At 66.1% G+C, this 22,230-nt stretch carries 20 protein-coding genes; 4 read left to right on the top strand and 16 right to left on the bottom strand.

Features of this window, described 5'->3' with window-relative positions; genetic code table 11:
• Positions 1–18: 18 nt before the first annotated feature.
• From VZ068_RS00795 to VZ068_RS00770, 6 genes are all read right to left on the bottom strand, one after another.
• A complete protein-coding gene (locus VZ068_RS00795; protein ID WP_349656582.1) occupies positions 19–456 on the bottom strand; it encodes a nuclear transport factor 2 family protein in 438 nt (145 codons plus the stop codon).
• A 93-nt stretch (positions 457–549) separates the two neighbouring features.
• A complete protein-coding gene (locus tag VZ068_RS00790; RefSeq protein WP_349656581.1) occupies positions 550–1,923 on the bottom strand; it encodes an NAD-dependent succinate-semialdehyde dehydrogenase in 1,374 nt (457 codons plus the stop codon).
• 124 nt (positions 1,924–2,047) lie between these two features.
• Positions 2,048–2,818, bottom strand: coding sequence for an SDR family oxidoreductase (locus VZ068_RS00785; RefSeq protein WP_349656580.1), 771 nt, complete (start codon positions 2,816–2,818; stop codon positions 2,048–2,050).
• A 360-nt stretch (positions 2,819–3,178) separates the two neighbouring features.
• Positions 3,179–3,475: a YciI family protein gene (locus VZ068_RS00780; protein WP_259159229.1), complete on the bottom strand. Its 297-nt coding sequence runs from the start codon at positions 3,473–3,475 to the stop codon at positions 3,179–3,181.
• A gap of 46 nt (positions 3,476–3,521) precedes the next feature.
• On the bottom strand, positions 3,522–4,328 hold the full coding sequence (locus VZ068_RS00775) for an SDR family NAD(P)-dependent oxidoreductase (RefSeq protein WP_259159227.1): 807 nt from the start codon (positions 4,326–4,328) through the stop codon (positions 3,522–3,524).
• A gap of 109 nt (positions 4,329–4,437) precedes the next feature.
• The gene (locus VZ068_RS00770; RefSeq protein WP_259159226.1) at positions 4,438–5,406 is read right to left on the bottom strand and encodes an enoyl-CoA hydratase/isomerase family protein; all 969 of its coding nucleotides are present in this window, start codon (positions 5,404–5,406) and stop codon (positions 4,438–4,440) included.
• A gap of 300 nt (positions 5,407–5,706) precedes the next feature.
• Between VZ068_RS00770 and VZ068_RS00765 the strand changes: the two genes are divergently transcribed.
• A complete protein-coding gene (locus tag VZ068_RS00765; protein WP_349656579.1) occupies positions 5,707–6,684 on the top strand; it encodes a helix-turn-helix domain-containing protein in 978 nt (325 codons plus the stop codon).
• A 178-nt stretch (positions 6,685–6,862) separates the two neighbouring features.
• Here the strand turns inward: VZ068_RS00765 and VZ068_RS00760 are convergent, their stop codons facing one another.
• Positions 6,863–7,498 carry a DUF938 domain-containing protein gene (locus VZ068_RS00760; protein ID WP_349656578.1) on the bottom strand — a complete coding sequence of 212 codons (636 nt, stop codon included), beginning with the start codon at positions 7,496–7,498 and terminating at the stop codon, positions 6,863–6,865.
• Between the two features lie 113 nt (positions 7,499–7,611).
• Between VZ068_RS00760 and VZ068_RS00755 the strand changes: the two genes are divergently transcribed.
• Positions 7,612–8,040 (top strand): hypothetical protein, encoded by a 429-nt coding sequence (locus tag VZ068_RS00755; protein WP_259159221.1) that lies wholly within the window; start codon positions 7,612–7,614, stop codon positions 8,038–8,040.
• Positions 8,041–8,125: 85 nt separating this feature from the next.
• On the opposite strand, the gene VZ068_RS00750 is transcribed toward VZ068_RS00755, so the two are convergent.
• On the bottom strand, positions 8,126–8,929 hold the full coding sequence (locus VZ068_RS00750) for an EcsC family protein (protein WP_349657619.1): 804 nt from the start codon (positions 8,927–8,929) through the stop codon (positions 8,126–8,128).
• A gap of 166 nt (positions 8,930–9,095) precedes the next feature.
• On the opposite strand from VZ068_RS00750, the gene VZ068_RS00745 reads away from it, so the two are divergent.
• Positions 9,096–9,554 (top strand): SRPBCC domain-containing protein, encoded by a 459-nt coding sequence (locus VZ068_RS00745; RefSeq protein ID WP_259159220.1) that lies wholly within the window; start codon positions 9,096–9,098, stop codon positions 9,552–9,554.
• A gap of 13 nt (positions 9,555–9,567) precedes the next feature.
• Here VZ068_RS00745 and proP read toward each other — a convergent pair whose 3' ends face one another.
• From proP to VZ068_RS00705, 8 genes are all read right to left on the bottom strand, one after another.
• On the bottom strand, positions 9,568–11,058 hold the full coding sequence (gene proP / locus VZ068_RS00740) for a glycine betaine/L-proline transporter ProP (protein WP_349656577.1): 1,491 nt from the start codon (positions 11,056–11,058) through the stop codon (positions 9,568–9,570).
• 621 nt (positions 11,059–11,679) lie between these two features.
• Positions 11,680–12,009, bottom strand: coding sequence for a thioredoxin family protein (locus tag VZ068_RS00735; protein WP_349656576.1), 330 nt, complete (start codon positions 12,007–12,009; stop codon positions 11,680–11,682).
• Positions 12,010–12,144: 135 nt separating this feature from the next.
• The gene (locus tag VZ068_RS00730) at positions 12,145–12,543 is read right to left on the bottom strand and encodes a host attachment family protein (protein WP_005994775.1); all 399 of its coding nucleotides are present in this window, start codon (positions 12,541–12,543) and stop codon (positions 12,145–12,147) included.
• 106 nt (positions 12,544–12,649) lie between these two features.
• Positions 12,650–13,786, bottom strand: a complete 1,137-nt coding sequence (locus VZ068_RS00725; RefSeq protein ID WP_349656575.1) for an alpha/beta hydrolase — start codon at positions 13,784–13,786, stop codon at positions 12,650–12,652.
• 298 nt (positions 13,787–14,084) lie between these two features.
• Positions 14,085–15,125 carry an AI-2E family transporter gene (locus VZ068_RS00720; protein ID WP_349656574.1) on the bottom strand — a complete coding sequence of 347 codons (1,041 nt, stop codon included), beginning with the start codon at positions 15,123–15,125 and terminating at the stop codon, positions 14,085–14,087.
• A 149-nt stretch (positions 15,126–15,274) separates the two neighbouring features.
• On the bottom strand, positions 15,275–18,997 hold the full coding sequence (locus tag VZ068_RS00715) for a M48 family metalloprotease (protein ID WP_349657618.1): 3,723 nt from the start codon (positions 18,995–18,997) through the stop codon (positions 15,275–15,277).
• Positions 18,998–19,277: 280 nt separating this feature from the next.
• The gene (locus tag VZ068_RS00710; RefSeq protein ID WP_259166660.1) at positions 19,278–19,721 is read right to left on the bottom strand and encodes an NUDIX domain-containing protein; all 444 of its coding nucleotides are present in this window, start codon (positions 19,719–19,721) and stop codon (positions 19,278–19,280) included.
• 205 nt (positions 19,722–19,926) lie between these two features.
• Complete coding sequence (locus tag VZ068_RS00705) at positions 19,927–21,138, bottom strand: MFS transporter (RefSeq protein WP_349656573.1); 1,212 nt, start codon at positions 21,136–21,138, stop codon at positions 19,927–19,929.
• A gap of 207 nt (positions 21,139–21,345) precedes the next feature.
• Between VZ068_RS00705 and VZ068_RS00700 the strand changes: the two genes are divergently transcribed.
• Complete coding sequence (locus VZ068_RS00700; RefSeq protein WP_259159209.1) at positions 21,346–21,960, top strand: TetR/AcrR family transcriptional regulator; 615 nt, start codon at positions 21,346–21,348, stop codon at positions 21,958–21,960.
• The last annotated feature ends 270 nt before the right edge of the window (positions 21,961–22,230 follow it).

Here is a 22,230-nt window from a genome sequence, read left to right as displayed (position 1 = left end):
ACCGTTCGTTGGCCGCGCTTACTTGGGCGGCGCAGCGCTGTGCTGGATGCGTCGCGCCAGTGCCGCACCCAGTGCATCCAGGCCCTCGCGCGGCCGCAGCATCACCACCAGTTCCACCAGCTTGCCATCGGCATCGAAGCGCACCAGGTCGATTCCGAACAGCGTGCTGTCGCCCACGCGTGCGGTGAACTCCAGCGCATGCCCGTCTTCGCCACTGAAACTGCGCAGGTACGCAAAACTGTCGAAGACGCCGAATACCAGGCGCAGCACGTCGGTCACTGCCTGCCTGCCGCGCAGCGGTTCCAGCTGCGCAGGGGTGTGATAGGTCGCCTGGGCGTCCAGCAGTGCCGGCAGCGCATCCCAGTCGCGCTCCAGCACGATGCGATGCCACCGTTGCGCGGGCGCAGGCAGGGCGTGCGGGTGGGCGTGGGTAATGGAAGATGCTTCAGGGTGCATGACGACGCTCCGCAATGGCAGTGCACGGCGAGGGATGCCGCGCGTGCAGACAAGAAAGGCGCCACGGCATCGATACGCCGGGCGCCACTGGACTCAGGCGCCGGCCACCACCACCAGCTTGCGATTGACGAACTCCTTGATGCCCACATCGCCCAGCTCGCGCCCGAAGCCGGAGCGCTTGATGCCACCGAACGGAAGTTCGGGGCGCGAGGTGGTTGGAGTATTGATGAACACCATGCCGGTCTCGATCTGCGCTGCCAGTGCACGTGCGCGCGCGATGTCGCCGGAGTAGATCGTCCCGCCCAGGCCAAACACCGAATCGTTGGCCAATGCCGCAGCTGCGGCGTCGTCTTGGACCACGAACAACAATGCCACTGGGCCAAAGAACTCCTCGTAGAAGGCCGGGTTCTGCGGCGTCACATCGGTCAGCACCGTGGGCGCATAGAAAAAGCCGGGCCGATCGATACGCTTGCCGCCGGTCAACACGGTGGCGCCATGGGCGATGGCGGCGTCCACTTGTTTGCTCAGCCCTTCCAGCCCTTCGCGCGAAGCCAGCGGCCCCAGCAGGGTCTGCGCATCCAGCGGGTCGCCCACCGGCGCCGACTGCATGGCAGTGACGAAGGCGTCGGTAAACGCCCGCGCAATGGATGCATGGACGATGAAACGTTTCGCTCCGGTGCAGACCTGGCCCGCATTGCCCAGTCGCCCGAAGATGGCGCCTTCCACGGCCTTGCCCAGATCGGCATCGTCGAGCACCACGAAGACATCGCTGCCGCCCAGCTCCATCGTTGCCTTCTTGAGCATCTCGCCCGCCCGCGCGGCCACCTTGCTGCCCGCACCTTCCGAACCGGTCAAGGCCACGCCCTGGATACGGTCGTCGCCGATCAGCTCGGCCACCTTGGCGGCGGAAATGTACAGGTTGCTCACCGCGCCCTGCGGTGCGCCTGCGCGGAGCACCAGCTCTTCGAACAAGGCCGCGCATTGCGGCACGATGCTGGCGTGCTTGTAGATGACCGGGTTGCCCACGGCGATTGCCGGCGCGACCACGCGCACCAACTGATACAGCGGGAAATTCCACGGCTCCACCGCCAGCAGTACGCCGATCGGGTGCAATTCCACAGTTGCCTGCCCCACATCGGTATGCAGCGGCTGCGGCCTGAGCAAGTCCTCTCCCATGCGCGCGTAGTAGCGTGCGATGTCTGCGCACAGATCCGCTTCCATCAGCCCTTGCAGCAGCGGCTTGCCCATCTCTTCGGCCATGGTGCGCGCCAGCAGATCGCGCTCGCTGGCGATCACCTCGGCCAGCGTGGTCAGCACCGCCAGACGCTGGCTACGGTCCTGCCGACACCAACTGGAGCGGTACAGCGCGTCGGCAGCGGCAAGCGCGGCTTCCACCTGCGTATCGGTGTGTTCGGGAAAGACGCGAGTCATTTGTTCGGTATAGGGGTTCAGCGTTCTGTACGTCATGTCTGATCCTTACGCGGAGGGATGGAGCGGAAGACAGCGGGCAACAGCGTGGCCGCAGCAACTGCGTTGCACGCCGGTATGGGAGGTTGAGAAGCGGTGCCGGCGGCAACTGAGCCTGGCGCGATCAAGGGTGATAGCGTGCGGCCGGTTCGGCATGACTGAAGCCCTTGGCAAGGGTCATGCGGGCCTGCTCGAAGGCATCCCAGTCGGCGGAATTGGGCAGCGGTGGAATGGTCACCAGCTCCTTGCGGTCGAAGCCGACCAGCGCCGCATCCACCAGCGCGTCCACCTCCATCACATCCGGGACGCGGCTGATATCCATGCCGGCACGTGTGTAGATCTCGGTACGCGTGGCGGCCGGCAACACCGCTTGCACGTGGATACCCCGGTTACCCACTTCTACGTGCAGGCTCTGCGACAGTGCCAACACATAGGCCTTGGTGGCGGCATAGATGCCTGGCGAGTACTCCGGCAACAGCGCCAGTGCTGAGGCGATGTTGATCATGGCGCCGTGGCCGCGCGCCAGCATGCCAGGCAACGCAGCACGTGCAAGCAAGGTCGGCACCAACGCATTGAGGCGCAATAGCTGTTCGAGTGCGGCGGGCTGCGCGTGCAGCAAGCCGCCGTTGAGGCTGGCACCGGCGTTATTGACCAGGATGTCGATCGGGCTGTCGCTGATGCGCTGGGTCACGCTGTGCAGCTGCGCCGGGTCGGTCAGGTCGGCGGTGACCACCTCGACGGCGACCGCATGTTCGACGCGCAGTTGTGTGGCGAGTGCGTCGAGCCTGTCGGTGGCGCGCGCCACCAGCACCAGGTGATGGCCACGTGCAGCGAACCGATGTGCGTAGACTGCGCCGATGCCACTGGAGGCACCGGTTACGAGTGTGGTTGTCATGACAATGCCTTGGTGACCGAATGGCGGAGAACGCTGCAGGGCTGGCGGGGTGCAGTCGTGTCGAAGGGCGCTGCCGCTGCCGCGACCGGCACGTAATGCGCCATCTTCAAACGGATGCGGGCAACATGCTTGACCCTGTAGCGTCCGCGAGCGGCATGCCGATCCCGAGCGATGTACGCGGCCACGTGATGCCGCGCAGCCGAATGGTACGCAGCGCTTGAAAGCGGGCAACAACGCGTCGCGAGCCGTCTTCAGGTGGGTGCGCAAGGCACCGAGCAACCCGAGCCTAGGAGTGGCACATGCCGCACCAAGCATCGACGACGCACGCCTGACGTCATTACAGAGCCCTGTCAGCTGCGCTTAATCGCGTGCCTTCAGATGCAGCATCGGGTAATGCTCGTAGTGGCCGGCACCATTACGCACGATCGGGTCCTGCGCAGTAAGCTGCTCGATCTGCTGATCGTCGGCAATGCGGTACAGCGACACGCCATACCCACCGGCCGGGTCCATCACCGGCCCATGCGCGACGATGATGCCTTGCGCCAGCAGGCTGTCCAGGAAGACGCCGTGCTGCGCCATCCAGGTCTTTTCATCTGCGCTCATGGTCTGCAGAAACTCTGCGCGCGGCGGCATGTACTTGCAAAGATAGTATTTCACTGCGGTGTCCTTGGATCGAAGGCGGTGATACGCAATGCCTGGCCGCTCAGGCGGCGCCGGCAACGCTCTTGAGAATCGAGCTTTCAAACATCTTTGGCGCATAGCTCTGCAGGAACAGGAACATGCCTGTCATCTTGCCGACCGGGTTGCTGAACTTGGGTTGCGTGGAATCGACCAGCTCGGAAATCTTCTTGACCACGGCATCGGGCTGTTCCGCCTCGTCCAGTCCCTTCTGCGTGGCAGCCTGTGCCTTGCGACGATACGCATCGTAGGCGGCGATGCCGCCGCTGGCGGCAGCCACCGCGTTCTTGCCCAGATTGGTCTTGAACCAGACCGGCTCGACCATCGCCACCTGGATGTTGAAGGCATTGAGCTCGAACCGCAGCGACTTGAAATAGCCTTCCACCGCATGTTTGGAGGCGGTGTAGAACGCAAGGTTCGGCGGGCCGATCAACGCGACGATGGAGCTGACGGTGATGATCTTGCCGGAGCGCTGCTCGCGCAGGTACGGCAGCAATGCATTGGTCACCTTCACCGTGCCCCAAAAATTGGTTTCGAACTGCTGACGTGCCGCATCCAGCGGCGTTTCTTCGGCCAGGCCGGTGAGCATGTAGCCGGCATTATTGACCAGCACATCCAGCTTCTTGATCGTGCGGAACAACACGGTCGGGAATTCCTGGATGGAGGCATCGTCGTCAATGTCCAGGCGCAGCAACTTGAACGGCACCTTGGTGGCATGCCGCTCGGGATCGCGACTGGTGCCAACAACCGTGTGGCCCTGCTTGTGCAACATCGTGGCCAGCATCAAACCAAATCCGGACGAGGCGCCGGTGACCAGAATTGTCTTCTTCATTGCTCTCTCTCCGAGCGCCAGGTAATGGTGATGAAAAAAAAGTTGGATCGAATCGATATGGTGTGGCGCAGCAGCCAGGCAGTGGCCATGGCTGCCAAGCAACGACGTGTTACTTTCCCGCGCCTTCGTGCACTCTGCGGTTACCTTCGCCGATGTAGTAGCCCATGCGGCCTTCCACGGTGGCCGGGCCGGCCTCCTGAATCAGCTTCCCGAACACCGGCATACGCGCGCTCAGGCCCGGCCACGACAACGAGCCAAGGAATTTCTGGTTGGCCGCCAAACGCTCGGCTTCCGTCGGCAAGGCGATCGCATCGATATGGCGTTTGGTTTCTACCAGTGCGGTCTTGTCGAAGCTGGCGATGCGTGCAGCAAGCGTGCTGACGAACGGCTCCAGCGCTGCGGCAGGCAATGCGCGTGTCACCCAGCCGAAACGCTCTGCGGTGGCCGCGTCGTAGTCATCGCTGCTCAGGAATGCCTCCAGCGTCTTGTCGCGCCCTGCCAGCCGCACCAAATGGTCGGGACCACCGCCACCTGGGAACAAACCCAAGCCCACTTCCGGCTGGTCGAATACGGCATCGGTGCTGGCATAACGCAGATCCATCGCCAGGGCCAGTTCGTTACCACCGCCCTGCGTGCGGCCATCGATCTGCGCAATGCTGATGAACGGCGCTTTTTGCAGGTTGGAGATCAGATCGACCCATAACGGCTTGGACCCAGCGCCGGTCTGGCTGGCAAAGCCGGCAAACTGGCTGGTGTCGAAGTGATTGATGAAAAAGCCCGGCGTGGCGCTCTTGAAGATCACCACCTTGAGCTGTGCGTCCGCGCTCAGCTTGGTCACCAGCGCATTCAATTCCACCAGGGTGCGCGGCTCGATCAGATTCAACGGCGGGTTGGCGTAGGCCACTTCGCGGATGGCCGGCGAGATCTCGCGCACCTGCCACAGCGGCATCGCATCCTGGCTGGCGGCCGAGCGATGCGCGGGGGCCGCTGGCGCGCCCGGCAGGCCGGCGGCACTGGCCATAGCAACGCTGCCAAGGGTTGCGGCAGACAACACGATCATGCGTTTGAACAGGTGCACGTGGATTCCCGAAAGGACGTGGAGCGTTGCGTGATGGATGGACATCTTTGCCAGGCAGCGGGGGGTAGCGGGGCTGCCGGAGCGCACTATGCGCGGCGATCGGCGCCAACGCTCTAGCCGATCGCGCCAACCGTCATGCCGATCGCGCCAACCTGTCGAGATCGGTTTTCTGCGTGTTTTTCAGTTGCTTACGCTGCGGGCGACACCTAAGCTTTTTCGATGATTCCTCAAAAAAACTCAACGTCCGTGCGCCCCGGCTCGATCCTCGATTACGCGATCTGGCCAGGCTGGAGATTGCTGATGCAGGACGCGGGCCTGGCCACGGCGCCGGTGCTACGGCGCGCGCAATTGCCGGGCGATCTGTTTTCGCGCGACAACGTACGCCTGACCCCGGCGATGTTTTTCGACCTTTGGCTTGCCATCGAGGCCGAAGCGCGCTCCATCGATGCGCAACTGCCCGCGCCGCTACGCATCGCGCGGGTGATGACCAGCGACTGGTTCGACCCGGAGCTGTTTGCCGCGTTATGCAGCGCCAATCTCGGCAACGCACTCGATCGTATCGGCAGTTTCGTCAAACTGATCGCACCGATGGTGATCGGCGTGGAGCGCGGCAAGACGCAGGCCAATGTCACCATCGGCTTTCTCGACCAGACCAAGCCGCCGCCCAACGTCTTTATGGCGTTCAAACTCGTGTTTTTCGTGCAGTTGGCTCGCCTTGCCACGCGCACGCCGGTGGTGCCGCTGCAGGTGGGCTGGCCATTGTCCGATGACGACAGCGATGCCGACAGGGCGCTATATGCCGCTTTTTTCGGCAGGCCGGTGAAAGTCACGACCGCACCGCTGCTGGTGTTTTCGATGGCCGACATCGAGCGCCCGTTTCTCACTGAAAATCACAAGCTCTGGGAGTTCTTCGAACCTTCGCTGCGCCAGCGGCTGGCCGACCTGGATCGCACCGCCAGCATGGTCGAACGTGTCAGGAGCGCGTTGCTCGAAGCCCTGCCTGCAGGCGAGGTATCGATGCAGGCAGTAAGCAAGCGCCTGGGAGTGAGCTGCCGGACCTTGCAACGCCGTCTGCATGATGAGGGCACCACGTTCCAGCAGACGCTGGACAAGGTGCGCGCGGCGCTGGCCGAGCATTATCTGCGCAAGACCATGATGTCCAGCGCGGAAATCGCCTTGCTGCTCGGGTTTGAAGATACCAACTCGTTCGTACGCGCGTTCCGGGTCTGGACCGGCAAGACACCGCAGGCGGTTCGCCGCGATCGACCGCAGCAATGACATGCAGCGATGGCGCAGCGTAGGATCTGGCAGGCGGTGCCTCGCGGCCACGACGAGGACACCGCAAGCGATCACGCAGCGTTGCGTGTTCGGCAATGCGAGGACGGCAGGCGCTGGCGCGGATGCGATGCAGCGCCCGCAACTGCACTGCCTGACGCGCCTCAAGCGGCACTACGCCCTAACTCCGACGCCATACCCGGCAGCGGTTGTTGGCCGGCATTTCCACATCGTCCACCAGCTGCAGGCCCACCTGCGCGGCCAGCGCGTCCACGGCGGCGGCATCGCGGATACCCGACGCCGCATCGCGTGTGCGCAGCATCGCATCGAAGTCGCGATTGCTGTCGCTGGTGAACTGACCATCGCGATTGAACGGCCCATACACCGCCAGCACCGTCTGCGGTGCCATCACCGCGGGCAGGCCCGCAAACAAGGCCTGCACCTGCGGCCAGCCCATGATGTGCAAGGTGTTGGCGCTGTAGATCGCATCGAAACCCCGCCGGCCATCGGGCTGCACGGGCAAGGTCGGAAGCGGTGCCAGCCCGGGCGAGGGCGTCAACACGGCCTGCATGGCGATCGGCGGCGGTGTGTTGGGTAGCGCGGCCTCGTCCAGCCACTGCCGCATGCCCGGCAGATGATCGGCGTGGTCGCTGGCCTGCCACTGCAACCACGGCATCGCCGCAGCGAAATGCACCGCGTGCTGGCCGGTGCCCGCGCCGATTTCCAGCACCTGGTGGCAATCGGCAAAGTGCCGCTGCAACACGGCAAGAATCGGATCGCGGTTGCGTGCGGAAGCGGGAGAGAATGGCTTGGACATCGGAAGTGGGCCTTCGAAGGCGCTCGATTATGCATGGCCGCAGCAGGATGCGAGGTCATGCGATGGGTCTCACAGGCATTGCCGTTCCCGGCCGCACGCCGGAGGAATTGGCGATGCGCATCTCATCCGGATGGATGCGCAGCATGCACTATCGCGGTGGGGGACCTACTCACGAGGATATGTGCATGAACAAGGTTGTTGCTAGTTGCACCGCGAGTCTTTTCCTGGCTGTTGCCGGCATCGCCGCCACACCCAGCGCCCAGGCGCAGGCGTCCACGGTCCTGCTCGACTGCACCGGCAGCGACTATTGCTGGGCAGGCGTGGATAGCCCTGGGTCGCCACAACCGTTCAAATACGCCTGGAGTTTCAGCAACACCGCAGGTGCGATATTCCCCAGGAACTGCAGCAACAGTTCCGATTGCTCGTTCTACTGCCCTCGCACCAGCACCTTCATCAATGCCACCGTCATGGTGAGCGACGCGAACAACCAGTTCATCGGCTCTGCCACGGCGCGCGCGCTGTGTACGCCGCAGCCCATCTGAGCAGGAACTGACAGCACCCCGTTATCGATAGATCCACATCGGATCGACAGTCCTCCTGTCCCCTGGCCTGATCGATCCGATGCTTCTAACGTGGGTGCGGCGCAGGCGGCAGCGCCTCATACGCCCGCCGCACCGCCTCCTCGCCGAACTTGCGTTCCAGCCGGCGCACGATGAAGTGCCCGCGGGCCATGGCCTGGAAGTGGCGGATAAAGACCGTGTTGAGCGTGGCGCCACTCACCGCGCCCACCAGCGGCACCGCCTGCACGGCGAGTTTTTCGCCCACGTTGACCGAAAACTTGGCGGCGATGCGCGAGACCAGCGACACCAGGGCCGGCGCACCCTTGCTGGCGAAGCCGTGCGCGGCAACATGGCGGGCGGCGGCGCTGAGTTGCTGTGCCATGGCTGCGCGCACGGCGAAATAGCCCGATTCGGCGCCATCATCCCCCACGCTGCGGCCGCCATGCGCCAGCACTTCCAGGCAGGCCAGCGCGGTGTCCGGGCTTTGCAGGGATTCGCCTTCGGCGCGCGCGATGTCGGCGATGGAGCGCAGCATCACGGTCGTGGTCAGCGGCAGCTCCACCATCAGGCCCGGCAGGCCGAAAAAGCCACCGGCGCCACCGGCCACCGCCACTGCCAGGGTGTGCTTTGTGGTGGAGGCCGGCTGCACCGCCTCGCGCTTGCCGCGCAGGCTCAGCAGTGCCGATTTCATGGCCACCTGCAGCGCGCGGCGAGTGAGCCCGTCGATGCTGCGGGTCACCATTTTCGGCAGCCGCTTGGTGATCAGGCTCTCGATCGGCGCGCCCAGCGCATTGGCCAGTTGGGCTGCTACGCCAGGGTTTTCCAGCAGCGCGTGCGCCGTGGCCAGGTCGCGCTGCGCGGCCACATCCATCACCGGTATCGGAAGCGTCGTCATGCCTGCTCTCGTCATAAGGGGCTGCGCCGATGGTACCCAGCGCCGTGTGAGCGCGACGAGCGGCTGCCCGCAAATCGGCTAGAGCTGCAATTGGCTGGCAAAATGCGCGATCATCGGCGTCCACGCAGGCAATGCCCATCAGATGAACCGTGAGATCCGCCACAGCATCGTGATCGCCGCCGCGCCCGAAGTGGTGTCCGCTGCGCTGTCCGAGCCCGTGCAACTGGCACGCTGGTGGACGCGCGAGGTGCAGCAGGCCGATGACTGCGTGCGCCTGGACTGGAGCGGCCATGGCTGGCAGGTGGTGCTGCGTATCGACGAAGGCGCCGACCATCGGTTGGTGCGCTGGCGCTGCGAGCGCTCCAACATGCTCGACACCGCAGCCTGGGAGGGCACGGTGATGCGATTCGATCTGATCTCCACCAGCGAGGGCACGCGGGTGGAGTTCGTGCAGTCCGGCTACCGCGACTCGCCGTGCCTGGAGGCCTGCACCCAGAGCTGGCGGTACTTCCTGGGCAGCAGCCTCAAACGCTATGTCGAAACCGGGCGGGGCATGCCCTACCCGGACATGCCCGACACCCGCGACCCCGCGCTGCGCTGAGCGCCGCGCGCGCTCATGCGGTGCGCGGCTGGCCTACCGACGGCGTGCCGGGGACAGGCAACTGCGCATCCACCGTGACCGGGCCATCGGCCTGCAGCAGTGCGCGCGCTTCCGCCTCGCTGGCCACCGCCGGCGGCGAGCCACGCAGCGGCAGGCCGGCGGTCTCGCGCACGAACAGCATCGTCACCAGGCCGATCGCCGCCGCACCCATCAGGTAATACGCCGGCACCAACGGGTCGCCGGTGCGCTCCACCAGCCAGGCGGTGACCAGCGGCGTGGTGCCGCCGAACAGCGACACCGATACATTGAAGGCGATCGACAGGGCGCTGTAGCGCACCGGCGTATAGAACAGCGCCGGCAACGTGGACGGCATCGAACTGGTAAAGCACACCAGCGCCAGCCCCAGCAGCATCAATCCAAGGAAGATCAGCGCATCAGAGCCGCTGCCGATCAGCAGCAGGCATGGAATCGCCAGCGCGAACAGGGCGATGCACGCGCCGATGATCATCGGCCGACGCCCCAGCCTGTCGCTGAACAGGCCGCCGACGATGTTGAGCGGCATCATCACCAGCATCACCAGGATGATCAGCAGCAGTCCCTTGCTCTCGGCGTAGCCCATGGTGACGCTGAGATAGCTGGGCATATAGGTCAGCAGCATGTAGTCGGTGACGTTGAACACCAGCACCAGGCCGACGCACTTGAGCAGCTGCGGCCAGTGCAGGCGCAGCAGGGTCATCAGGCCCTGGCCCGCAGTCTCGCGCTCGCGTTGTTCGGATTGTTCGGTGTAGGCGCGGAACGCCGGGGTTTCTTCCAGTTTCATGCGCATGTACAGGCCAAGCAGCCCAAGCGGGCCTGCGATCAGGAATGGCACCCGCCAGCCCCAATCGAGCATCTGCGCCGGGGTCACGCTCATGTGTAACGCGGTCACCGTGGCAGCACCGGCGATATAGCCGCCCAGCGTGCCGAATTCCAGCCAGCTGCCCATCAGGCCGCGATTGCGGTCGGTGGCGTATTCGGCAATGAAGGTGGCCGCGCCGCCGTATTCGCCGCCGGTGGAAAAGCCTTGCAGCAAGCGTGCGAGCAACAGCAAGGCCGGTGCCCACAGGCCGATGCGTTGGTAGGAGGGAATCAGGCCAATGCTGAAGGTGCCCAAGGCCATCAGGATCATCGTGGCCGCCAGCACCTTCTGCCGCCCGTAGCGATCGCCCAGCGGGCCGAACACCATGCCGCCGATGGGCCGCACCAGGAAGGCAACGGTGAAGGTGGCGAAGGTGGCGATCAACTGCGCGGTGGGATTGCTCGCCGGGAAAAACACCTGCCCCAGCGTCACCGCCAGGTAGCCATAGACGCCGAAGTCGAACCACTCCATCGCATTGCCCAGCGCCGCGGCGCTCACCGCACGGCGCAGCATGCCGCGATCCACCACGGTGACATCGTCGAGCTGCAGTTGGCGGCGGCGTTTGAACCAGCCGAAGTGCGAACGGATCGCGCGTGTGTCGTGCATGTGTTGGTCTCCAGGTGCTTTTCAGCTGCGGGCCACCGCTGCCCGCTCGTCCTGACAACCCACAGGACACGGCACATCACACACACACGGCAGGAGCACATGCACTGGAGAGGCCGGAGGCATTCCCGGACGGCCGCGTCAACTCAGCGGCGCTGCGGGACAGATGACCAAAGGGATGGGCGTGCGCCCAAGGGCTTGATCAGCGCGTCATGTTACTACAGCGTGCAAGTCGCTGCAGGCGCGAACGCGCGCAGTGCAGGATTTGCGCTGATTTCAGGCGTTTGCGTGATGTTGCGCAGTGCCCAAGACCGCGGCAACGCCGGCTGCGCGATGCCAATAATAAGGTTCTGATGCCTGGGCACGGCGGGTTGCGTGGCGCTGCACGCTCGGAACAGCCCACACACCTGTGCAGTTGCCAGATGGGCGCGGCACGTGCTCGGCGTGGGCATGTACGACTTCGTACACTGCAGTTCCAGGTGCATCGTCTGCAGCACTAGTTGCATCGTCTGCACGAAGCTGACGAGTGCTCGCCACGTCTTCCTGGCCGCTCCCAATGCGACGACGCGCGCAATCGGCAGGCCGCAGCGTGTAGGCAACTGCAGGCTGCAAGCGCGATGCGCATTAACCTGCGTCCAGCACCGCCAGCAGGTCTTGCAGATCGTCACGCGTCTGCGGGCGGACCGCGCGGGCGACTTCTTGGCCATCGCGCAGCAGGATCACCGTCGGCCAGAGCTTGACCCGAAACGAGCGACCAAGCGGCCGCCCTTTTCCATCTTCGAACTTGCGGTACGCCATCGCGTCGTAGCCACCGAGCACCTTCTGCAACAACGGCTGCGCCGCGATGCAATGCCCGCACCAGTCGGTGCCGAACTCCAGCACCTGCAGCCCGGCCTGCGCGTCGATCTCACTACGCTCAGGCGCCTGTGTAGCGTATTCGCGAACAAACCCCATCGATACTGCCTCCGTTACGATGCGCGACTGAACCACGACTTGCTGTCGATGGCGGTGCGCAATAAGCCCGGAACGGGAGTGTACGAAATTCCTCCCGATGCCGAGCGCCGGGCTTGCGCGATGTGATCGGGGCGCTTACGACAGGGCTCGCTGGATATCTTCCAGCGGCAGGTTGGTCAGATCCTTGGCCAGATCGCCAACCAGGCGCTGCTGTGTTTCCTTGTGCAACAACGGGCGGATGCGGCCCAGCGTGGTGGGGTCGGCCACCAGCACCAGATGTGCGTAGTCGTGCTTCAGCGCGCCATCGTTCAAGGCCTGCGACAGCTGCTTGGCAAAGGTCATTTCATCGCGGTCTGCTTCGGTGAGATCCTGCGGTGCCTTGCCGGCCGGGCCATCGTCGTCGACGTTCTGCACGTCGGTGCGCGCATGCTGGCGCAACACCACCTTGGCCTCGTTGCCGGTGTTGGTGAACCAGCGCGCTTCGCCGCCGTCGGCCACGACTACCAAGGCTCCCTGGGGAATTTGCAGACTCATCCGATTTCTCCTGTTTCGATGATCGATGCAGCAGGTGCCGCATCCGGTCGACTTCAACCTAGGCGAGAAGATGTAAGCACTGTGCCTAGCCGGTGTCAGCGCCGCGTTAGCGAGCAGCTGCCGACGCTGGCACCGGCAGGCCCAGATGCCGGCTGAAAAAGCGTGCGGTCACGCGCAACGCCTGTTGGCTTTCCGGCAACGTATCGGTGAGATGGAACGCGTGGCCCAGCCCGTCCCACACGTGCAGGTCCGACTCACGTCCCAGGTCGATCAAACGCGAATGCGTGTATGCGGCCGCGCTCAGTTCGGCCGCGCGCGTGGCGGTGATCAGCAGCGTCGGCGGAAACTGCCGCAGCACCGCATCGGAAAACACCGGAGACACCAGCGGGTCGTGAAAATCCACGCCATCGCCGTAGTACAGGTCTTCCATGATCGGCAATTGGCCGGCCGCGTCCGGCAGCAGCGCATCGTTCACTGCGGCGACCACATAGCGCGAATCGCCTCGGTAGCGGGCATCGCCGGCCGCGCAGAACATGCCTGCCGCTGCCGGCATCGGCAAACGCTCCTTGGCAAACCACGCCAGCGATTCGCCGGTGAGCACGCCACCGGCCGAGCAGCCGAACAGGCCGATGTGGGCGGGCGCATAGCGCGTGAGCGCAGCGCGATACACCGCCGCCACGTCTTGACTGGCCGCCGGGAAGCGATGCTCCGGGCCCATGCGGTAATCCACGGCAATGACCGTCATGCCGGTCATTGCCGCAATCGGGATGGCTTCCATCAGCCCGAACGATTGCGCGCTACCCATGACAAAGCCGCCGCCATGCAGCTCGATCAACAGCCGCCTGGCCTGCTCGGGCGTGCGCGTGCGCGGCTCCACCCGCAGCACGGAAACCGCGTTCCAGCGCTCGCGCGTGACCTCCACGGCATAGCGCGTGCGCAGCTGCGCGATCACCTCTTCGGCCCAGCGTTCGGTGTCGGCGCGAATGGCTGGCAGCTGCTGCAGCAAGGTGGCGTTGTCGGCCTTGGCCAACGGGTCCGCACGTGCCACCTCGGCCTGCACGTGGGCGCGCGCTGCCGGGCTGAGATACTCGGAGACCGGCAGGGCAAACGGCGCAACCTGGCGAACGCCTTCGGGCGTCGGTGTGGCGGGTGCGGCTGCAAGGTCTGCAGCCGCTGCACTCAAGGCGCAGGCGGCACCGATCAGCGCGATCAAACGACGTGTCTTCCACCACGGTGATGTCATGCAAGCCCTCCCAGGCGTGATCCGCCGTGGAGCATAGCGGCCGCGCGCGCTGCAGCGCTGTGCCGGATGTGTCGGCGTTGCCGCCGTCAGCGGCTACGATGCGGCCTGCGTACCAACGCACGCCTGGCATCCAAGGCCGCGTGCGACGCTGGGCGTACAGCGGCCAACACAACGGCCGTGCGCACGAACAGCCGGGCGCGGCCGGTGCTCGCTGCGACAGTGGCCATGCGCACGCTCCGGTGTTGGGCGCGCCGTCCACACCCACCCGGTAGCCGCTTGCAACGCCTTGCTGGCGCGCTCAGCGCGCTTTTTGCCCGGGGATGGTGGTGGGCGTGCCCAGCGCTTCCTGCACGTACAAGCGCTTGATCAGCACGTACCCCACCACCGTCAGCGGCGCGGCCAACAAGACGCCGGGCAGGCCGAGCAGCATGCCGATGCCGAACAGCGAGAACAGCAACAACACCGGCGGCAGATCCACCGTGCGTTGCTGGATCACTGGCAGCAGCAGGTTGCCTTCGATCTGCTGCACCACCACAAACAGCGCCGCAGTGGCCAACGCCATCTGCGGGCTGACGGTGAAGCCCAGCAGGATGGCCGGAATCGCCGCCAGAATCGGCCCCACGATCGGCACGAAATCCAGCAACCCGGCCACGATGCCGAGCGCCAGTGCACCGGGAATGCCCAGCGCCCACAGCCCCAGGCCAGTGAGCACGCCCACCACCGCCATCGCGATCAACTGGCCGCGCAGCCACAGCCGCAACGCGGTGCCGCTGGCCTGCAACGCATCGTCGGTGGTGGCCCGCACATGCGCCGGCAGCAACAACAGCGCGCCGCGCCGATACAGCTGCGGCTGCGCTGCCAGATACACCGCGCCGGCCAGCACCAGAAACAGATTGGCCACACCGCCGGTGATGCTCAGCGCAAAGGCACCGGCGCGCGGCGCCAGGTTGGATACGCGCGCCGGCGCCTGGCGTGTCAGTTCGTCCAGGGCCGGGCCCAACGGCCCGGCGGCGAGCCAGTCGTGAACGCGCGTCCAGGCCTGCGGCAAGGTGCGCTGCAGGGCGCCCACTTCCGAGGCCAGCTGCGACCCGAACAACCACAGCAATGCGGTGAACCCCAGCGTCAGCACGATCACCACCAGGGCCAGCGCCCAGCCGTCCGACAGGCGCGTGCGTCGCCTCACCCAGCCGGACAAGGCACGCAGCAATACCGCCACCACGATCGCACCGAACACCATCAACAACAGATCCGACAACGCCCACATCATCCACGCACAGGCCACCAGGGCCAGCACGACGATCACACGGACGACAAAGGCGCGAAGCTCGGAAGAGGGCATGGCTCACTCGCAAAAACAGATCACACCCGCCAGCCTAATCACGCTGACGAGAAGATCCCGTTGCCATGCCAATGCGCGTGCCAGCGGCCGCGGCGCGGCCGTCGGTGGGGCGGCAGCCGCGCACATGGCCCGCCTGGCTGGTGTGGCGATCAGCCCAGGTACGGCCGCTCGCTGGCAAACAGCACTTGGCGCGCAGCGTTGCGCCAGTGCGTGGGGCAACGTTCGCCCAGCACGACCACCGCCATCGTGTAAGCCATGCCGCGGCCGACCAGGCTCACCCGCCCCAGCGCCGCCTCGGCCTGCTCCGGGCTGCGCCCGGCCTGCACAGCGGCGAAGAAGCGTTCGATCCCGGCCGCATCCTCGTCGGCTTCCTGCAGGGTGATGGCCCGCGCCGCATCGGCCTGCCAGCCCTCGCGTGCGGCCAGAGCCCAGGCGCTCGGTGCGGTATAGACATCCAGCCCGGCCCCGGCCGGCAGCGCGCGCACCTGGTGCAGCAGGTCGGCCCCGGCCCCCTTGGAGGCGGCCGCCAGGCGCAGTAGCCGCGCGTGGACATCGGCATTGCCGGAGGCCTTGAGCACGGCGGTGCGCAGCTCGCCCTGGGCAAGCGCGTGATACCCCTCATACGGCGTGCCCTCGGTGCCCTTGCCGCTCTCCAGTGCCATGATCGAGGCCAGCGCGGCCGATTGCTGCGCCAGCGCCGGCAGGTCCGGGGCCAAGCCGCGGTAGCGCTGCAGGCGCGCCAACGTCACGATCACCTCGTCGCTCAGCGCCGGCGCACGCACGGCCTGCTCCAGCAGGGTTTGCGCCTGTGCCAGCTGGCCTTGCTCGATCTGCACCGCGGCGGCGGCGCGTTGCAACCACGGATCGCGCGGCCAGCGCTGCTGCGCCTGCACGAAGGCCTGGTCGCGCTGCGGGCCCTGGGTGCTGCAGCGGATCGCCGCATAGGCCAGTGCCGATGACTGCGGGGCAGCCTGGGCACTGGCGGTGTGCCGCGCACACACCTGCCCGCGTTGCGCCGGCGCGGCGATGTCCTGCTGCATGCGCAGGGCGGCCACGTCCTGCCGATCGCGCTGCAGGCGCTCGTCCAGCACTGCCGGCAGCGTCTCCGGCGCCACCCGCTGCAACTGCGCCAGCCACTGCAGGATGTACGGTGCGTCGCCGGCATCCCAGCGTGCGTGCGCCTGCATCAGCGCCAGGTCCTGCGCGGGTGTCAGCTCGCCCAGCAGTTGATGCGGCGGCCGGTCGGAAACGGCCGTCACCACATCGCGGTACTGGCTGCCCTTGCCGCTGACCGTTTGCGGCGGCTCGTCGAAGACCACCTGCGCGGTGGTGCGTTCCCAGCGTGCATTGTCGAGATGGCGTGTGCTGTCTTCCGCTGCCGCGCCATAGCTGGCGCGCCAGTGCAGCAGCAGCGCGGCACCGGCCACGTTGTAGGCGAACTGGCCGCCGTGCCCGCCGCTGGGCGCATCGAAGGTTTCGATCAGCCCGCCCGCGGCCGAGCGCGTGCTGACGTGGTGGCTTGCACGTTCTGTCAGCTGGAACACGTGGCGACCGTTGGGCGGCAGCGAGGCGATCTGGTCGTCGATGGTCACCGTCACCGTCTGCTGCAAGCCGTTGTAGGCAACCACCTCGGCCAGGCCGACTGTGCCGCCGGCCCACAGCACCCCGGCCACGATGGATGCGGCCACCGCCACGCGCGCGACGGAAGGAAACAGGCCGTCGGCGGCCAGGAAGCGCTGCCAGAGGTTCTGTTTGAGGTTGCGCTGGCGCTCCTCGCCAGGCAGACGCACCGGATAATCCGCAGGTACCGCCGCCGGGGTATCACTGCTGGACGCAGGCGCAGCGTGGCGCAACTGCGCGGCCACCGCATCTTCGGCACGCAGCAACTGCTCCAGACTGGCATCGCGCAGCTCGCACAGCGCCCCCATGGTGACCTGCACCCAGCCCTTGGCCGCGTCCATCCACGGGTTGATGTTGCTTTGGTCGGCCTCGGCCAGCCGGAACTCCGGCAGGCACTGCTGCCAGTGTTCCTTCCCCAGGGCCGCGGCCAGCGGGGCATTCAAGCGCAGGTGCGCGGCCTGCTCGTACACCCGGCGCAGCCCCCGTTGCAGCTCGTTGCACGCAGCCACCAACTGGCGCAGCTCCCTGGCGGACACCCGGCCATCGGCGATCACGCTGTGGAAGGTCTGCAGGTACAGCAGGTGCGCATCCTCCAGATCGGCGATGGTGTGGTCGGTGTAATGCAGCACGGCCAGGTAGCCACGCAACAGCTCGGGCCAGCCGCCGCCGAGGGTGGTGGCCGCGGCCAGATGCACGCTGCGGCAGCGGCGGTCGTGGCCGCTGACCCGCGCTCGCAGCACCTGCAGTTCGCCATCGAGTTCTGCGATCACCGCAGGCAGCTGCGCGCGCGTCAGGCTGGTGCCCTTCCAGGTCACCACGCCGCCGTTTGCGCGCAGCCCGCCGTCCATCAAGGCCTGCAGGCTGGCGCGTTGCCGCTCGCGTTCGCGCAGTTGCTCGATGGCCTGGCCATCCTCAGGCAGGTACAGCCCATCCAGCGCCTGCAGCAGATCGCCCTGCGGCAACGGATCGGCGTACAGCTCGGCCACGGTTCGCGCAGCGCGCGTGCAGGAGCGGCCCAGGTACAGGCCTTGATAGCGCCGCGATAACGACAAGGCCGCAAACTCGCGCTCCAGCGCTGCCAGCGACACCTCGATGTCCACACAGCTGGGCGCCTGGCCGGTGAACAGGCCGAGCGAGACCTGCTCGCGCAGCGCTTGCGCGTTGCGCAGCACGTCCATCGCCGGGCGTGCGTCGATCGGGCAGGCGATATAGTGACGCTTGAGGTTTTCTTCGCGCGCTGCGCTGGGCGGATGGGTGGCCCACATCTGCGACGGCTGCGCGATGTCGTTCTGGAACAGCCGGTACGCGTGCGCCGTCTCCTCCGGCACCGCTGGCACCACGCCGTGGCCGGGGTCGTTCAAGACCACGCGCATGTGCTCGATGATGCGCGACTGGATGGCGAACAGATCCTTGACCGGCCGGTCCTGCGCAAACTCGCGCCCGGCAAAGCGCAACGCGCGCTGCCAGCCGTCGTCGGCCGCTTCCAGCTTGTGCAGCGCATGCACCAGCGCGTCGCTGCCGGTGAGCGAGGCGGCCACCAGGTCGGCCTGGTATTCCATCTCGCGCGACAGCGCGCGCTGCGCCAGCACCACGCCGCGAAAGGCGATTTCGACCAGCGAGCGGATCGACCACACGATCAACGACAGCCCCCAGCCGATCCACGCCACACGCAGGTCGATCCGCGACAGCGTCGCCAGCAGCTTGTCCAGTGCATCGCGCTTGCCCACGATATGCGCGGCGATCTGCTGGGCGATGTAGACCCAGCGGCCGACCGCCATCGTGCGTTGGGCGAAGTGGCCGAATTCGTGGGCGAGCACGGCCTTCAATTCGCCCAGGTTCAGCACATTGACCAGGCCCAGGCCGATATCCAGATTCTTGCGCGAAGGCAGCAGCAGATTGAGCAGCGACAGGTCGTAGAACACGCCGGCGTTGACCTGCGCCGACAGATAGACCTTGTGCGGGCGCGGCGCACCGGCTTCGTCGGCCAGCCGATGCAGGAACGCGAACAGCTCCGGTTGCTCGGCCGGACGCAGTTCCAGCGCGCGGGTATCGCGTTCGGCGCGCTTGTTGAACACCAGCGCCTTGGCCATGAACACCGCCAGGAAGGCAGCGCCTGCGGCCACCAGCCATAGCCACACGGCCTGCTCGCCGCCGGAGCCCTGCACCAGCCCGGAGGCCAGCCGATACGCCGTCCAGGCGAACCACCCCAGCAATCCCAGATACACGGCAATGAAGCCGCCCAGCCCGAGCATGGCCAGCCAGGCATTGCGTCGGTATTTACTGCTGGGTGCAGTCAGCCGCTCCGGCACCACCGCCGGGCCTTGCGGATACAGCGATTCCATTCTTCAGTCCCTGTGATGAGTGACCGGGCCACACGCAGTCAATCGGCATCCCGGCCGTATAGTCGAGTCTCCGGGCGCGATCTCCCCTCGCCCCGGCAGCGCCGAAAATAGCGGACTGGCGCAGCAAAATCCATGCGCGGCGACGGGCGTGCGCTGGCGGCCACGCGCTGCCCGCCGGCGACACCACGTTTCAGTCGTGCTGCACGCGCCGCTCGGCCTGCACCTGCTGGACCGCCTGCAACGCCGAGCGGGTCAGCGGCGTGGGGAGCGCATCCAAAGCAAACCAGCCGATATCCAGCAGCACCTGCGGCTCGCGTCGTTGCGCCTGTTCGCTACCTTCGATGGTGGCCAGATACACCGGCGCCACCCAGTGCTGCGGCGGATCCATGTCCGGCTCGAAGTGGCTGACCACGCACAGCACGCGCTGCGGATGCACCTGCAGGCCGGTTTCTTCCAGCACTTCGCGCACCACCGTGGCCTCCACCGTTTCCATCCAGTCCACCTTGCCGCCGGGCAGGCCCCAATGCTCCTGCTCGGGCGCACGCCCGCGCAACACCAGCAACAAATGACCATCGGCGCGTTGGATGAAGGCACCGCAACCAACGCGCGGGCGCCACTCGGCAGAGTTGGACATCGACAGGTCTCGCAAGCTGTGGCGCGCCAGTGTCCCAGATCTGCGCGTGCGGGTAACGCGGTTACACGCAGTTTGGCACTGGCCCGGCGTGCATGGCCTGCCTGTCCAACCTGCACGACGTCCAGATGCAACGCACCGTGCCTGGGCGTCGGCGGCTGGCTACGGCGATGCGCCGCCGGGCCTGCGCGTCACGTCTCCCGCACGCCTAGTGACCAGGAACTGCTGCGCGCGCGCCAGCCGCAAATCCGTGGGTGCGGGCGGACCATGCAATTGCCCATCCGATTGCCAGCAACACTGCCATGGCAGTCGGGAAGCTCTGCGCTCCCCAGTGCTCCAGCAGCACCCCGCCCAGCACGCCACCGCCGGCGATGACGCTATTCCAGGCCACGACATTGAGCGACAGCGCGACATCGGCGCCATCGCCTGCGCTGTCGGCAAGCGCGGTCTGCAACAGGGTTGCTGCACCGCCGAAGGTCAGCCCCCAGACCGCGACGCACGCATACACGACCGGCTGCACTCCCTGCAGCAGCGCCAGGACCACCGACACCGCGAAGAACGTGGCCAGCGAGACCAGCACGGTGCCGCGCAGATGCCGTTCCACCAGTCTGCCGGCGATGCCGATGCCAAGCAGTGCCGCCATGCCGAAGGTCAGCAGCAGCACGTCCACGCGCTGGCCCAGCCCTGCGCGCGCAGCGAACGGTGCCACGTAGGTGTAGAGGATGTTGTGCGCCAGCATCCAGGCCATCACCGTGGCGAGCACCGGACGTACACCGGGCGTGCCAAGCACCTTGCGCAATGGCACCCGCTGCGTTGCCGTCTGGCCGGGATAGTCCGGCACCTTGAGCAACACCCAGGCGATCAGCGCGACCGTCAGCGCCGACATGGCCGCGAACGCGGTGCGCCAGCCGATCAGTCCGCCCATCCAGGTTCCCAGCGGCACGCCGAGCGACAACGCGATCGGCGTGCCCACCATCGCGATCGCCATGGCCTTGCCCTGCTGTTCCGGTTGCACCATGCGCCGGGCATACCCGGCAAGCAGGCTCCACGCCAGGCCCGCCGCTGCGCCAGCGAAGAACCGTGCAACCAGAGTCAGACCATAGTGGGTGGACAGGGCAGTGACGGAGTTGAACACCAGGAAGCCGACGATGGTGAGCAACAGAACGCGACGACGGCGCCAGTGCTGGGTGGCGATGGTCAACGGGATGGCCGCCAGCAGCGAGCCCACCGCATAGGCAGTGACGGTCTGGCCGGCGAGCGCGGGGGTCACCCCCAAGCCCTGGGAGATCTGCGGCAGCAGGCCGGCCGGCAGCGTCTCGGTCACGATGCAGATGAAGCCGGTCATGGCCAGGGCCAGCAGGGCGGCGATGGGCAACGGAGCAGCAGGCGCAGGTGCCGGCGGGGCCTTGGAAGCGGTCACAGGATGTCCTTGGTCATGAGCAACGGAAATTTATGTACCGAACGATATATATGTAGGCAAAAAAGAAACCCGCTGTGCGGGCTTGTCGATATCCTCGTCCAGTGACCTTGCAAGATATGTATCGATAGATATAAATCTAGGCGGGTGGCATCCGGTTGTCAATGACTTATGTATCGAATAGTATCGATCTAGCAAGCGGAGCGCGTGATGGCACAGATGGGCAGACCACGAACCTTCGATCGCGATGTCGCGGTCGAGCAGGCACTGCACCTGTTCTGGGAGCAGGGTTACGAGTCGACGTCGCTGAGCCAGCTCAAGGCAGCGATCGGCGGCGGGATCACCGCGCCCAGCTTTTATGCAGCGTTCGGCTCCAAGGAAGCGCTCTACAGGGAATGCATGGAGCGTTATCTGGCGACCTACGCGCAGGTCACCCACTGCTTGTGGGATGCCTCGCTTGCGCCAAGGCAGGCGCTGGAACTTGCCTTGCGGCGCTCGGCCAAGATGCAGTGCGAACGCGGGCATCCCAAGGGTTGCATGGTTGCCTTGGGGGTCATGAGCGCGCCATCTCCGGAACTGGCTGCAATATCGAGCCCGCTGACGCGATCGCGCGCGCGGACACGTGCGGGCATCCGCGCCTGCGTGGAGCGCGCCATCGCCAGCGGAGAATTGGCAGCCGACCTCGATGCAGCCGCCCTGACCTGCGTCTTCGACAGCTTCCTGCTCGGGCTTTCCACGCTCGCAAGAGATGGTGTGGGTTTCAAGCTCATGGAGGCAGCGATCGCGCAGGTCCTGCAGCTTTGGGATCACCACACCGCCCAATAGCCGATGACTGGCGATCGTCCGCCGCGGCATTCATCTGCATCACCCGCCTGACCCGGCGAGCAACGGCACCACGGGGCGAGCGTTCTGCAGTTCTGGATGGGCGGCGGCGTGCCAGGGCGGTGGTGCGCCCTGCCCGTTACCTACGGCCGCTGACAGCGTTGTTCGCGCATGCAAGCCTTGCCCGCTGGCTCCATCGAAAGAACCTGCGGCTCAGCGCTGCACGCGCACACCTCTGCGCTGACATCGTCTTAGCGCCGCATTGGCGAGGAT

The organism is Xanthomonas sp. 10-10, from assembly GCF_040182365.1.
GTDB classification, from domain to species: domain Bacteria; phylum Pseudomonadota; class Gammaproteobacteria; order Xanthomonadales; family Xanthomonadaceae; genus Xanthomonas; species Xanthomonas arboricola_F.
The sequence above is the reverse complement of the archived record's forward strand: the minus strand, read 5'-3'. Positions and strand labels throughout refer to the sequence as shown.

Bases quoted from the DNA above. Each gene is read 5' to 3' on its own strand.
- VZ068_RS00745 (WP_259159220.1), top strand. From the start codon at position 9,096: ATGAACCGTGAGATCCGCCACAGCATCGTGATCGCCGCCGCGCCCGAA.
- VZ068_RS00785 (WP_349656580.1), bottom strand. From the start codon at position 2,818: ATGACAACCACACTCGTAACCGGTGCCTCCAGTGGCATCGGCGCAGTC.
- VZ068_RS00750 (WP_349657619.1), bottom strand. From the start codon at position 8,929: ATGGATGTGGCCGCGCAGCGCGACCTGGCCACGGCGCACGCGCTGCTG.
- proP (WP_349656577.1), bottom strand. From the start codon at position 11,058: ATGCACGACACACGCGCGATCCGTTCGCACTTCGGCTGGTTCAAACGC.
- VZ068_RS00730 (WP_005994775.1), bottom strand. From the start codon at position 12,543: ATGAGTCTGCAAATTCCCCAGGGAGCCTTGGTAGTCGTGGCCGACGGC.
- VZ068_RS00775 (WP_259159227.1), bottom strand. From the start codon at position 4,328: ATGAAGAAGACAATTCTGGTCACCGGCGCCTCGTCCGGATTTGGTTTG.
- VZ068_RS00700 (WP_259159209.1), top strand. From the start codon at position 21,346: ATGGCACAGATGGGCAGACCACGAACCTTCGATCGCGATGTCGCGGTC.
- VZ068_RS00795 (WP_349656582.1), bottom strand. From the start codon at position 456: ATGCACCCTGAAGCATCTTCCATTACCCACGCCCACCCGCACGCCCTG.
- VZ068_RS00735 (WP_349656576.1), bottom strand. From the start codon at position 12,009: ATGGGGTTTGTTCGCGAATACGCTACACAGGCGCCTGAGCGTAGTGAG.
- VZ068_RS00725 (WP_349656575.1), bottom strand. From the start codon at position 13,786: ATGACATCACCGTGGTGGAAGACACGTCGTTTGATCGCGCTGATCGGT.
- VZ068_RS00790 (WP_349656581.1), bottom strand. From the start codon at position 1,923: ATGACGTACAGAACGCTGAACCCCTATACCGAACAAATGACTCGCGTC.
- VZ068_RS00715 (WP_349657618.1), bottom strand. From the start codon at position 18,997: ATGCTCGGGCTGGGCGGCTTCATTGCCGTGTATCTGGGATTGCTGGGG.
- VZ068_RS00720 (WP_349656574.1), bottom strand. From the start codon at position 15,125: ATGCCCTCTTCCGAGCTTCGCGCCTTTGTCGTCCGTGTGATCGTCGTG.
- VZ068_RS00710 (WP_259166660.1), bottom strand. From the start codon at position 19,721: ATGTCCAACTCTGCCGAGTGGCGCCCGCGCGTTGGTTGCGGTGCCTTC.
- VZ068_RS00755 (WP_259159221.1), top strand. From the start codon at position 7,612: ATGCGCATCTCATCCGGATGGATGCGCAGCATGCACTATCGCGGTGGG.
- VZ068_RS00765 (WP_349656579.1), top strand. From the start codon at position 5,707: ATGCAGGACGCGGGCCTGGCCACGGCGCCGGTGCTACGGCGCGCGCAA.
- VZ068_RS00760 (WP_349656578.1), bottom strand. From the start codon at position 7,498: ATGTCCAAGCCATTCTCTCCCGCTTCCGCACGCAACCGCGATCCGATT.